Raw genomic sequence first — 11,856 nt, forward strand, 5'->3', positions numbered from 1 at the left:
GGACCGAAATCAAGATCCCCGACCTTCCCGACATGGTCCGCTAACCCGGCGTCGATCGCACCTGCCCGACCCCCGACCGTCACTACCTTGCGACGACGGGTTGGGCCAGGTTGAAGCGATCGTTCAGCCCGACCTTCACGACATCCTTGCGCTCGCGGATCGATTGCGTGGTGAAAGTCACCGGAGCCCTCGCATCGGTCAAGATGACGTCGCGCGTGCCCATGTCGACATAATCGTATTCGATGAAGGCGGAGAAACGAGCGCCGGAAAATGATCAGTCCCGCTCGTCCTCGCGACGATCGCGGGCGAGCTGATGCCAGGCTATGGCGAGTTCGATGAGTCTTTGTCGGTCGGCACCTTCGGACGCTGCCGCGCGCTTCATCGCCGCCTCGGCCTCGTGCTGTGGATCGTACTTCGTACACATACGATCGACTCTAACCGGTCGATCAAGACAAGTGCGTGGCAATTTCGTCCGTATGATTGCGGAAGACGAAAGTCTCACCGATTCCAGCGATTCCGCAGCATGTTACCGTCCCGAAATCACGGCAGACGAGCGCATTGCCGGTCTTCGTATTTTCCTCATTTCCTTCAAGATGGGCTCAGCGGCCCGTCATCGAGCCTGGACCCGTTACCGGTTGCGATGGGCCCCGGCCACTCGAACGCCTCACGCACGAAACTGTGAGCCGGATGTCACGTGGGTCCCTCTGTGAAGTGCATCACACTGGCGACGCGACCGTTCAGCTAAACAGCCGTTCATGCTTCCCCCGAACACGATGCTGGATGGCCGTCATGATCCAAGAAGCCGAAGCCGCAACACAGATCGACGCAGTAGCGTCGCCACGCAAGGCCGACCTCAAGTCCGACCCGCACGGCCTCGCTTTTCTCGCAACCATTGCCGTCGTGATGACGGCCTGGATCTGCGGCCTGGTCTGGGCAGCGATTGCCTTCCTGAACTGGGTCGTCTCATAGGCGCAACAGCATCGCAAAGTCGCGCGCGCCTTGCGATTCGGAAGACCGCTACGCAGATCTTTTTTGGATCGCGCGCTAGAACAGGAAGTGCATGAATTGCACCGCCTTGATCCCCCCGCAAACGATCATGGCCCATAACGCCAAGCTGATCTGGATTGCATCCAGCATGTTTCTGTCCCCGCGACTCATGTTCTGATTTTTTCTTTGATCAATCGCGTGAAGTGGCAGCGAATGCCAGCGGAAATTTCAGGCACTTGTTGTGCGTCGCCGCAACGATTCAGCCGGGAAAACACGGAGTTTTTGATACATAGAAACAAATGAGGCGGGCACCATGCCCGCCTCATTTCACTCAGATCGCACGATTCGGATTATACTAATCGCTCAGTAGCACGCGCGCGGATCGGCCTGCACATATTGACCGCTCGGATAGCGGTAGTAGCAATTGCCTTGAGCGAAATAGTAGCCCGGACGCGACGCGGCGGTGGCGCCTGCGATCGCACCGGTGGCGCCGCCGATCACGGCGCCTGCGGCTGCACCCGACGCATTGCCGGAAATCAGACCGCCGAGCACGCCGCCGACGATGGCGCCGCCAAGCGCGCTCGCGCCGGGGTCAGCGGGCGGCGGTGGAGGCGGCGGCGGTTCATAGGCGACTGGCGGTCCCGGCGGCGCATAGGCCACCGGCACGTCGTCGTAATATTCCTCGGAGATGTAGACAGGCGGACCATCCATCCGCTGCGGGTAATAATACCAGACCCCGCCGACGTCCCACCACCAGCCCGAGCGGCCGTTATGGACCTCGTGGCGCCAGCGCCCGCCGTCCCAGGCGAGGTTGCCGCGATAGGCGTGGCCGCCCCAGTCGCGCGCCGGCGCGGGGCCGCGCGCCATGTAGCGTCCAGGCGGCGGACCGCCGGCCCCGTGCGGATGGGGAGCCATCTGTGCCTGACCGCCCTGCGGCGGCGCGGGACGCGCCGCCTGCTGTGGCGGTGGGCCCTTGCGCATGTTCTGGTTGTTCTGGGGTGGGCTGCCTGCGCCCTGCCCCGGCGGCTGGCCGGCGCCCTTTGGCGGGCCTGCGTCCTGCGCTTGCGCTGATAACGCCAGCAATGACATGGCCGAAACCATGGGAATGATGATCTTCATGCGGCTGGACGCACTCATAGGTGCCTTACCCCCCCTGCTGTCTCGATTGCCGTGGTCCACGCGCGATAGACGATTCGGATCGCACCTGGCTGATGCCGGCCATCATAGCTGACCTGCCGGACCGGCTATGTCCCGTTACAAATGATTAAGATCACGGCAATTTTTCGTCCGGCCGTTCGCTGGAATGTCTCTAAAGCGCGATGAGATCGGGACGAACCGTCATCGCGCTTCAGGTTGTTGTTTGAGCATGATCTTTCCGGAAAACCGCCGCAGACTTTTCCGGATCATGCTCTAGCGGGCCGGCTCGATCACATTGCAGTTGCTGCGCCCCGACATCAGGCAATCCTGCATCTTGCTGGCGGCGGTGAGGTCGCGGGCCAGCCACAGGCCGACCGCGAGAATGACAGCGGCAATGATCAATCCGGCGATGGCGCCGCGGCGGTTGTCGCCTGATTGTGGTTTTGTCGGGAGCTTTGCCGCCGGTTCGGGCTTGGATTCGGGCTCGGACATGACAACCCTGTCGCTTTCGAGAGGCGGCTTTATCACCTCTGCGACGTCGCGTCACATCCTGGTCAGCCGCGGGTGGCTCTCAGCGCGTCCTTGCGCGAGGTTTCGACCGCTGGAATCGCCTCCTGCACGCGCGGCGCGCAGGTGGTCAGCACGAATGCGGTCTGCGTGCACTCCCAGGCAGCCCCCAGGACGGTGCTCTCGATCGGCTGCGGACGGGCGAGCAGCAGCACGGCGCCCGCCACCATGGCTGCGGCAACCGTGATTGCCAGGGCCTTCAGGCTCAGCTGGAAAATGGACATGCCCGTGCTCCGTCTCGTATCGGGGCGGACGCTAGGCGCCGCCTCGTTGCGCCCTTATGAAGGACATCACAATTCGGCAGTTTTTCCGGGCTACGAAGGATCGGCTGGTTCGGCGATTTTCGTTGACCTGATCGGCTGCGATTATGGGTGGCGTTGCGACGCGCCGCGATGTACACGCTTCTGCGTCGCGTGGCGCCTGCTATGCCCAGCCGACGTACCAATACGTAGTGATGTAAGACTGAAAGCGAGGAAGACAAGGCTCGTCCATGAGTGGATTCAGGGAACCCGGCTTCGCAGACCGGCAAAAAGCGGCGCAGGACGCGCGCAAAAATCTTTTGAACAAATTCAAGTCGCAGCCGGGACCTGACGATCCTGCTGTCGCGGCGAAGCGCGCCGAGCGTGAAGCGCTCGCGGCCAAGCGCGCCGAGGCAAAGGCTGTGCGCGAGGTGGAAAAGGCCGAGCAAAAGCGCCGCGACGAAGAAGCCGCAGCGCTCGAAGCCGCACGGATCGCGCGCGAGGCTGAGGATGCCGCCGAAAAGGCGGCGGCACTCGAGGCCGAGCAGAAGGCCAAGCGCGACGCCCGTTACGCCGCTCGCAAGGCCAAGCGGAAGTAACGTTCAATAAAATTTGACCTGAAGCGCGCGCGCTCCAGGCCAATCTTCACGGCACGGCTAGCCAGTCCTCGCCCAGGCATAGGCACGACGACTGGCCCCAGGCCGAAACCGAAAATCTAGAATGCCGGCGCGCCTCGTCGAGACGCCCGGCATGACGGCGCGAGATCAGTTCTTCTTCATTCCGTCGTCTTTCTTCATGCCGTCCTTCGACATGTGGTCGTCCTTCTTCATGCCGTCGTCCTTGGACATGGTATCCTTCTTCATGCCGTCCTTGGCCATCGTGTCCTTCTTCATGCCGTCATCCTTGCCCATCTTGTCCTGGGCAAACGCGGCCGGCGCGAACGCCAGGCTGAGGGAGAGAGCGGCAGCCGAGAGGCCGAGCACGATGCGGGAGCGAGTGGTCATGGTTCATCTTCCTTCGAGTTGAAATGGCCAGCGACGGATGCCGCTACCTATGCTCGACGGATCGACGCGCCGGCTTGTTACACTCGGGCCTGCGGATTTTTTCGCGAGCGGCCGGCCCCTGCCCCATTGTCGCCCGCCGGCAGCGTTAACGCCCGGAACCGGTCAAGGGCGGGTTTGCGGCGCAGCAATTGTCGCGGCTTGCAGCCCCGCCTTCGATCTCGAACTATCAGACTAGAGAATATCGGGCGAGAGACCGGCTAGGATGGGCCCGGAGGCCGGCCTCAAAACCCGATCGTGCCAACAAGAAACAGTCCAAGGGGATCACGTCATGCTTACCCGCCGCCATCTGCTCGCGACCGCCGTCGCGGCACCCGCCATTCTCCGCTTCGGCATCGGCACCGCGCATGCCGCAACCACGCTGAAAATCTCCCACCAATTCCCGGGCGGCACCATCGACAAGGGCGATTTCCGCGACCGGCTCTGCCGCATGTTCGCCGCCGAAGTCAGCAAGCGCAGCAATGGCGATATCGCCGCCGAGATCTATCCGAACTCCTCGCTGATCAAGACCAACGCGCAGTTCTCGGCGATGCGCAAGGGCGCGCTCGACATCTCGCTCTATCCGATGCCCTATGCCGGCGGCGAATTGCCGGAAACCAATATCGGCCTGATGCCGGGCCTCGTCACCACCTACGACCAGGGCATGCGCTGGAAGAAGGAGCCGGTCGGCAAGGCGCTGTCCGACTTCCTTGCCGACAAGGGCATCATCCTGTTGAGCTGGGTCTGGCAGGCCGGCGGCGTCGCCAGCCGCTCCAAGGCGATCGTCGCCCCGGAAGATGCCAAGGGCCTGAAGGTGCGCGGCGGATCGCGCGAAATGGACATGGTGCTGCAGACCGCCGGCGCCTCGGTGCTGTCGGTGCCGTCGAACGAGATCTACGCGGCGATGCAGACCGGCGCCTGCGATGCCGGCATCACCTCCTCGACCAGCCTGATCTCGTTCCGCCTCGAAGAGGTCGCGAAATCGCTGACCTCCGGTGCCGGTGCCTCCTACTGGTTCATGCTCGAGCCGCTGATGATGTCGAAGGCGATCTTCGACAAGCTGCCGAAGGCTCAGCAGGACGTGCTGCTTGCGGTCGGCGAGGAACTCGAGGCCTTCGGCCGCAAGGGCGCGCAGGACGACGACATCGAGGTCGCCAAGGTCTATGAGAAAGCCGGCGCCAAGGTCTCGGCGCTCGATGCCGCGACCGTCGGCAAGTGGCGCGACATCGCCCGCGACACCGCCTGGAAGGACTATGGCGCCAAGACCGCGACGGCAGCGAACCTGCTCAGGCTCGCCTCCGACGTCGCAGCATGATGCACGGTCCGCTGCCGGATCGTGACGGCCTCGCGAACGCTGCCGCAAGCAAGAGCCTTGCGGTGGCGCTCGATCGCGGCCTCACCATCCTCAACCGCATCATCGTCGCGCTCGCCGCGCTTGCACTGGTCGCGGCCTGCGCCGTGCTGAGCTACAGCGTGATCAGCCGCGCTCTGTTCAAGGCCGCCAACTACTGGCAGGACGAGGCCGCCGTGTTCCTGCTGGTCGGCGCCACCTTCATGACGGCGGCCTATGTGCAGCAGAACCGCGGCCATATCGGCATCGAGGCCTTCGTCGGCCTGTTGTCGCCGCTCGCCAACAAGATCCGGCTCTGGCTGGTCGATGTCGCGACGCTTCTGTTCTGCGGCTTCTTCACCTGGAAATCCTGGACGCTGGCACATGAGGCTTACGCCGACGGCCAGGTCTCGAACTCGATGTGGTCGCCGCCGCTCGCGATTCCGTATTCGCTGATGGCGCTCGGAATGAGCCTGCTTTGTCTCCAGATCCTTGTGCAACTGGCGCTGCCGCTCGCGGGAGGCCGGCGGCCATGAGCGTGTTCGGCATTGGATTGTCCTACGGGCTTGCCACGCTGCTCGTGATGTTCTCGGGCATGCCCATTGCGTTCGCGCTCGGCGCGGTCGCGGTCGTGTTCATGGGCATCTACATGCCCGCAGCTTCCCTCGATACGGTGACGCAGAACGTCTACGAGGAGATGGCCTCGATCACGCTGTTGTCGATCCCGCTCTTCATCCTGAAGGGCGCGGCGATCGGCAAGTCGCGCGCCGGCCAGGATCTCTATTCCGCACTGCATGCCTGGCTGCACCGCGTGCCGGGAGGCCTCGGCGTTGCCAACGTGTTCGCCTGCGCGCTGTTTGCGGCGATGGCCGGCTCCTCGCCCGCCACCTGCTCGGCGATCGGCTCGGCCGGCATCCCCGAGATGCGCAAGCGCGGCTATTCCGGCGGTTTCGCCGCCGGCATCATCGCCGCCGGCGGCACCCTCGGCATTCTGCTGCCGCCCTCGATCACCATGATCCTGTTTGCGGTGGCCGCTGAGAAATCGCTGGGCCGGCTGTTCCTCGCCGGCATCGGACCCGGACTGCTGCTGGTCACGCTGTTTGGCGGTTACGCCGTGATCCGTTTCCGCCAGGAATATGCGGCGGCTGAAGCGGCCTACAACAACGGCGGCCCCGAAGCCGCCATCCTCGCCCGCGACGAATATACGCTCGCCGAGCGCTTCAGCGTGCTGCCGCGCGTGCTCCCGTTCGTCCTGCTGCTCACCGGCGTGATGGCCGCACTCTATGGCGGCTATGCCACGCCGTCGGAGACCGCCGGCCTCGGCGGCCTTTTGGCGCTGGCGCTGATCGCGGCCATCTACGGCGTCTGGCGGCCCGGCGATCTCGGCCCGATCATGACGTCGACGATCCGGGAATCGACCATGCTGATGATGATCATCGGCATGTCGCTGCTCTATTCTTATGTGATGAGCTATCTCCACATCTCGCAATCGGCCGCCGAATCCGTCGTGGCGATGCACCTGCCGCGCTGGGGCCTGTTGTTCGCGATCCTCGTCATGGTGGTCGTGCTCGGCTTCTTCCTGCCGCCGGTCTCGATCATCCTGATGACCGCACCGATCATCCTGCCGCCCTTACGCGCGGCGAATTTCGACATCATCTGGTTCGGCGTGGTCATGACCATCGTGATGGAGATGGGGCTGATCCATCCACCGGTGGGATTGAATATCTTCGTCATCCGCAACGTCGCGCCCGACATCCCCTTGAGCGATGTGATCTGGGGCACGCTGCCCTTCGTGCTGCTGATGATGGGCGCCGTGCTGCTGCTCTGCCTCGTGCCGGAGATCTCGACCTGGCTGCCGGACCTGGTGATGGGGCCGGACGGGAGCAGGTAGCGGCAGAACAGGTGCCGTAGGGTGGGCAAAGGCGCACAGCGCCGTGCCCACCACTTCTGAATGGTGGGCACGCTTCGCTTTGCCCACTCTACGGCACTTACGACGAAGCCCGCTTCTTCTTCGCATTCAGCGCCGATGCAACACGGCTCACCGGCGGCTTGCCGAGCATGCCGCTCATCGCGTTCGTCGCCGCCAACAGCTTCTCCATATCGACGCCCGTCTTCACGCCCATGCCCTCGAGCATGTAGACGACATCCTCGGTGGCGACGTTGCCGGTCGCGCCGGGCGCATAGGGGCAGCCGCCGAGACCGCCGGCGGCGGCATCGATGACGCGGACACCCTCCTCCAGCCCGGCATAGAGATTGGCGAGCGCCTGGCCATAGGTGTCGTGAAAGTGCATCGCTAGCTTGGCGGCGGGAATGTTGGCGGCGACGGCACGCAACATCTCCTTGGCCTTGGCCGGCGTGCCGACACCGATGGTGTCGCCGAGCGAGATCTCGTAGCAGCCGAGCTCCCACAGCGTGCTCGCGAGACCGGCGACGGCCTTCGGCTTGATGTCGCCGTCGAAGGGACAGCCGAGCACGCAGGAGATATAGCCGCGCACCTTGACGCCGTCGGCCCTGGCGCGCGCCAGCACCGGCCTGAAGCGCTCGATGGACTCCGCGACCGTGCAATTGATGTTGGCGCGCGAAAAGCCTTCGGATGCCGCGGCGAACACGGAGACGACCCTCGCGCCCGCCACGCGGGCAGCGTCGTAGCCCTTCTCGTTCGGCACCAGCACGTGGAATTCGGCGTTCGTCATAGGGGCGACCCCGCGCAGCACGGCATCCGAACTCGCCATCTGCGGGATCGCCTTCGGCGAGACGAACGCTCCGACCTCAACGGTGTGCAATCCGGCGCCGACCAGCGCCTCGATGAAGGCGATGCGGGCCTCGACGCTGACGGGCGTCTTCTCGTTCTGGAGGCCGTCGCGCGGCCCCATCTCGATGATGCGGACGGGATCGCTCATGTCACTCCCCGGAAGCCTCGACCACCGCGAGCTCGATGCCTTCCTGCACGATGTCACCGACCTTGCATTTAATGGACTTCAGCACGCCGGCATAGGGCGCGCGCAGCGTCTGCTCCATCTTCATCACCTCCAGCGTCAGGATCGGCGCGCCCTTCTCAAGCTTAGCGCCCTCCTCGGCCAGCACGGCGACAACCGTGCCCGGCAGGGGCGCCGCGATCTTGTCCGCACCAGTCTGCTCCTCGGTCTCGCCGCCAAACGGATCGACCCAATGCAGGTCGAAACGGCCGTTGCGCGTGCGCAGATAAAGCTCGTGACCGTCAATGACAGCTGCGACTGCGGATTTGACGCCATCGAGCGTCAGATCGAAGCCGCCCTCACGCGGCGCCATTGCGAACGCCAGCTCGCGCTCGCCGATCAGCAGCGTTGACGGCCCGCTGCCGTAGTTCAGCGTGACTGTCTGCTCCGGCCCGTGGCCGACGCGGAAGGCAAAGCTGCGCTGGCGGCGGCCGACCGGCTGCCAGCCAAATGTCCGCCAGGGCGAAGCCGCATCCACTTGCGCGGCCTGCCGCTCGTCATTGACGATCGCGGCAACGGCGGCGCAGAGCTCGAGTTCACCCGGTGCGGGCGCCGCTGCGGTCAGCGCGGCGAGCTCGCGTTCGATGAAGCCGGTGTCGATCGCATTGGCCTGCACCTTTGGATGCGTGATCAGCGCAGACAGGAACGGGATGTTGGTGACGATGCCGCGGACGTCGGACTCTTCCAGCCCGCGGTTCAGCCGGTCGATCGCGACGTCGCGCGTCGGCGCCCAGGTGATCATTTTCGCCAGCATCGCGTCGTAATGGGGCGACACGCTGTCGCCCTCGCGATAGCCGGCATCGATGCGCAGGCCGCCCGTCTCCGCCGGCAATCGCCAGGTCGAGATCCTTCCGACCGACGGCATGAAATTCTTGGTCGGATTCTCGGCATAGACGCGCGCCTCGATCGCGTGGCCGTTGAGGTGGATCTCGTCCTGCTTCAGCGGCAACGCCTCGCCGAAGGCGACACGCAACTGCCACTCGACCAAATCGATGCCAGTGATCAACTCGGTCACGGGATGCTCGACCTGGAGGCGCGTGTTCATCTCGATGAAGAACACGTCCTTGCCGTCGGAGACGAACTCGATCGTGCCGGCACCGACATAGTTCACCGCACCCGCCGCCTTTCGCGCGGCGGCGCAGACCGTCTCGCGCTGCGCGGGGCTCAGCGTCGGCGACGGCGCCTCCTCGATCACCTTCTGGTGCCGGCGCTGGAGCGTGCATTCGCGCTCGAACAGCGAGAGCAGATTGCCATGACTGTCGCCGATCACCTGCACTTCAATGTGCCGGGGATTGTCAACGTATTTCTCGATCAGCATCCGGTCGTCGCCGAACGCCGCCTTGGCTTCGCGCTTGGCGCTGACGATCGCAGGCCCAAGCTCGGCCGCCGAACGCACGATGCGCATGCCGCGACCGCCGCCGCCGGCTGAGGCCTTCACCAGCACGGGGAAGCCGACCTTCTCGGCCGCCTTCGCCAGCGTCGCATCGTCCTGGGCCTCGCCGTGATAGCCGGGCACCAGCGGCACGCCGGCCTTTTCCATCAGTGCTTTCGAGCCGGATTTCGAGCCCATCGCCGTCATCATCCCCGCGGTCGGGCCGACGAAGACCAGGCCGGCATCGAAGCAGGCCTGCGCGAATTCGGCATTCTCGGACAGGAAGCCATAGCCGGGATGCACGGCCTCGGCGCCGGTCTTGCGCGCGGCCTCGATCAGCTTGTCGACACTAAGATAGCTGTCGCGGGCCCGTGCGGGCCCGAGCAGCACCGCTTCGTCCGCGAGCGCGACATGCATCGCGTCGCGGTCGGCCTCGGAATAGACCGCGACCGTGCGCAGGCCCATGGCACGCGCGGTGCGGATGACGCGGGCTGCGATCTCGCCGCGGTTGGCAATCAGAAGGGTGCGAAAACGCCGGTAGAGCTTTAAGCGGTCCATCGCATCACATCCTGAACAGGCCGAATTTCGTCGGCTCGATCGGCGCATTCGACGCCGCCGAGAGGCCGAGACCGAGCACGAGCCGCGTGTCGGCCGGATCGATCACGCCGTCGTCCCACAGACGCGCGGTCGCGTAATATGGATGCCCCTGGCTCTCATATTGCGCGCGGATAGGCTCGCGGAATTTATCTTCCGCGTCCTTCGACCAGCTATCGCCCTTGGCCTCGATATTGTCGCGCCGGACCTGGCTCAGCACCATCGAGGCCTGCTCGCCGCCCATCACGGAAATGCGCGCGTTCGGCCACATCCAGAGGAAGCGCGGCGCGTAGGCGCGGCCGCACATGCCGTAATTGCCGGCCCCGTAGGAGCCGCCGATCACGACGGTGAACTTTGGCACGGAGGCAGTTGCGACCGCCGTCACGAGCTTGGCGCCATCGCGCGCGATGCCGCCGGCCTCGTATTTCTTGCCGACCATGAAGCCGGTGATGTTCTGCAAGAACACCAGCGGAATGCCGCGCTGGCAGCACAGCTCGATGAAATGGGCGCCCTTGAGCGAACTTTCACTGAAGAGAATTCCGTTGTTGGCGATGATGCCGACCGGATAGCCCCAGATGTGCGCGAAGCCGCAGACCAGCGTCGCGCCGTAGAGCTTCTTGAACTCGTCGAACTCCGAGCCGTCGACGACGCGCGCGATGATGTCGCGCACATCGAACGGCTTGCGGCCATCGACCGGCACCACGCCGTAAATCTCCTCCGCCGCGAACAACGGCTCGCGCGGCTTGTGCATGTTGAGGTTCGGCCGCGTAGACGGCTTGAGCGTGCCGACGATGCGCCGGGCGATGCCGATCGCGTGCGCATCGTTCTGGGCGTAGTGATCGGTCACGCCGGACTGGCGCGAATGCACGTCGGCGCCACCTAACTCCTCCGCGCTGACGACCTCGCCGGTCGCGGCCTTCACCAGCGGTGGCCCGCCGAGGAAGATGGTGCCCTGATTGCGCACGATGATGCTCTCGTCCGACATCGCCGGCACATAAGCGCCGCCCGCCGTGCAGGAGCCCATCACGATCGCGATCTGCGGAATGCCCTGCGAGGACATCTGCGCCTGGTTGTAGAAGATGCGACCGAAATGGCGCTCGTCCGGAAAGATCTCGTCCTGGAGCGGCAGGAAGGCGCCGCCCGAATCCACCATGTAGACACAGGGCAGATTGTTCTGCCGCGCAATATCCTGCGCGCGCAGATGCTTCTTCACGGTCATCGGATAATAAGTGCCGCCCTTGATGGTGGCATCGTTGGCGACGATGACGCATTCCCGGCCCGAAATGCGCCCCACCCCGGTCACCACGCTCGCCGAATGCACGTCGCCGCCATAGAGGCCGTAGGCCGCGAGCGGCGACAATTCCAGGAACGAGGTCCCGGGATCGACCAGCAGGTCGACGCGCTGGCGCGCCAGCATCTTGCCGCGCGAGGTGTGGCGGTTGCGCGAGGCCTCGCCGCCGCCACCGGCCACCTGGCTGAGCTTTTCACGCAAATCGGAGACGAGGCCGCGCATGGCCTCGGCGTTGCGGCCGAAATCGGAGGACGATGGATCGATGCTGGAATGAAGCGGCATGTGGTCCCGCGTGTCTGGTGATTTGGTGAGAGGCCACGGACA

The 11,856-nt window shown here is 64.7% G+C and carries 13 protein-coding genes; 5 read left to right on the forward strand and 8 right to left on the reverse strand.

Translation table 11 applies throughout. From position 1 onward, the window contains the following. Positions 1–82 precede the first annotated feature (82 nt). A complete protein-coding gene (locus tag IC761_RS18680) occupies positions 83–223 on the reverse strand; it encodes a hypothetical protein (protein ID WP_195798124.1) in 141 nt (46 codons plus the stop codon). Between the two features lie 566 nt (positions 224–789). On the opposite strand from IC761_RS18680, the gene IC761_RS18685 reads away from it, so the two are divergent. Continuing rightward, entirely contained in the window at positions 790–969 is a 180-nt protein-coding gene (locus IC761_RS18685; RefSeq protein ID WP_195798125.1) for a hypothetical protein, read from the forward strand. A 381-nt stretch (positions 970–1,350) separates the two neighbouring features. Here IC761_RS18685 and IC761_RS18690 read toward each other — a convergent pair whose 3' ends face one another. The 3 genes from IC761_RS18690 to IC761_RS18700 all read right to left on the reverse strand — a co-directional run bounded on the left by IC761_RS18690 (position 1,351) and on the right by IC761_RS18700 (position 2,915). Beyond that, on the reverse strand, positions 1,351–2,124 hold the full coding sequence (locus tag IC761_RS18690) for a single stranded DNA-binding domain-containing protein (RefSeq protein ID WP_195798126.1): 774 nt from the start codon (positions 2,122–2,124) through the stop codon (positions 1,351–1,353). Between the two features lie 273 nt (positions 2,125–2,397). After that, complete coding sequence (locus IC761_RS18695) at positions 2,398–2,616, reverse strand: hypothetical protein (RefSeq protein WP_195798127.1); 219 nt, start codon at positions 2,614–2,616, stop codon at positions 2,398–2,400. A 62-nt stretch (positions 2,617–2,678) separates the two neighbouring features. Next, positions 2,679–2,915 carry a hypothetical protein gene (locus tag IC761_RS18700; protein ID WP_195798128.1) on the reverse strand — a complete coding sequence of 79 codons (237 nt, stop codon included), beginning with the start codon at positions 2,913–2,915 and terminating at the stop codon, positions 2,679–2,681. Positions 2,916–3,181: 266 nt separating this feature from the next. Between IC761_RS18700 and IC761_RS18705 the strand changes: the two genes are divergently transcribed. Then, the gene (locus IC761_RS18705; RefSeq protein WP_195798129.1) at positions 3,182–3,529 is read left to right on the forward strand and encodes a DUF6481 family protein; all 348 of its coding nucleotides are present in this window, start codon (positions 3,182–3,184) and stop codon (positions 3,527–3,529) included. 165 nt (positions 3,530–3,694) lie between these two features. Here the strand turns inward: IC761_RS18705 and IC761_RS18710 are convergent, their stop codons facing one another. Then, complete coding sequence (locus IC761_RS18710; RefSeq protein ID WP_195798130.1) at positions 3,695–3,934, reverse strand: pentapeptide MXKDX repeat protein; 240 nt, start codon at positions 3,932–3,934, stop codon at positions 3,695–3,697. 328 nt (positions 3,935–4,262) lie between these two features. Here IC761_RS18710 and IC761_RS18715 point away from each other — a divergent pair, with 328 nt between their 5' ends. From IC761_RS18715 to IC761_RS18725, 3 genes are read left to right on the forward strand one after another with little or no spacing between them, the layout of a single operon-like run. After that, the gene (locus tag IC761_RS18715; protein ID WP_195798131.1) at positions 4,263–5,285 is read left to right on the forward strand and encodes a TRAP transporter substrate-binding protein; all 1,023 of its coding nucleotides are present in this window, start codon (positions 4,263–4,265) and stop codon (positions 5,283–5,285) included. Beyond that, a complete protein-coding gene (locus IC761_RS18720; RefSeq protein WP_195798132.1) occupies positions 5,282–5,836 on the forward strand; it encodes a TRAP transporter small permease in 555 nt (184 codons plus the stop codon). The genes IC761_RS18715 and IC761_RS18720 overlap by 4 nt, the downstream gene beginning before the upstream one ends. Next, positions 5,833–7,191 (forward strand): TRAP transporter large permease, encoded by a 1,359-nt coding sequence (locus IC761_RS18725; RefSeq protein ID WP_195798133.1) that lies wholly within the window; start codon positions 5,833–5,835, stop codon positions 7,189–7,191. Before IC761_RS18720 ends, IC761_RS18725 begins: the two co-directional genes overlap by 4 nt. A gap of 97 nt (positions 7,192–7,288) precedes the next feature. On the opposite strand, the gene IC761_RS18730 is transcribed toward IC761_RS18725, so the two are convergent. The 3 genes from IC761_RS18730 to IC761_RS18740 are packed head-to-tail and all read right to left on the reverse strand — an operon-like array spanning position 7,289 to position 11,814. Next, positions 7,289–8,200 carry a hydroxymethylglutaryl-CoA lyase gene (locus tag IC761_RS18730; RefSeq protein ID WP_195798134.1) on the reverse strand — a complete coding sequence of 304 codons (912 nt, stop codon included), beginning with the start codon at positions 8,198–8,200 and terminating at the stop codon, positions 7,289–7,291. 1 nt (position 8,201) lies between these two features. Beyond that, on the reverse strand, positions 8,202–10,205 hold the full coding sequence (locus IC761_RS18735; RefSeq protein WP_195798135.1) for an acetyl-CoA carboxylase biotin carboxylase subunit: 2,004 nt from the start codon (positions 10,203–10,205) through the stop codon (positions 8,202–8,204). A 4-nt stretch (positions 10,206–10,209) separates the two neighbouring features. Beyond that, complete coding sequence (locus tag IC761_RS18740) at positions 10,210–11,814, reverse strand: carboxyl transferase domain-containing protein (protein WP_195798136.1); 1,605 nt, start codon at positions 11,812–11,814, stop codon at positions 10,210–10,212. Between the last annotated feature and the right edge of the window lie 42 nt (positions 11,815–11,856).

Origin of the sequence: Bradyrhizobium commune (assembly GCF_015624505.1) — a bacterium.
GTDB lineage: Bacteria > Pseudomonadota > Alphaproteobacteria > Rhizobiales > Xanthobacteraceae > Bradyrhizobium > Bradyrhizobium commune.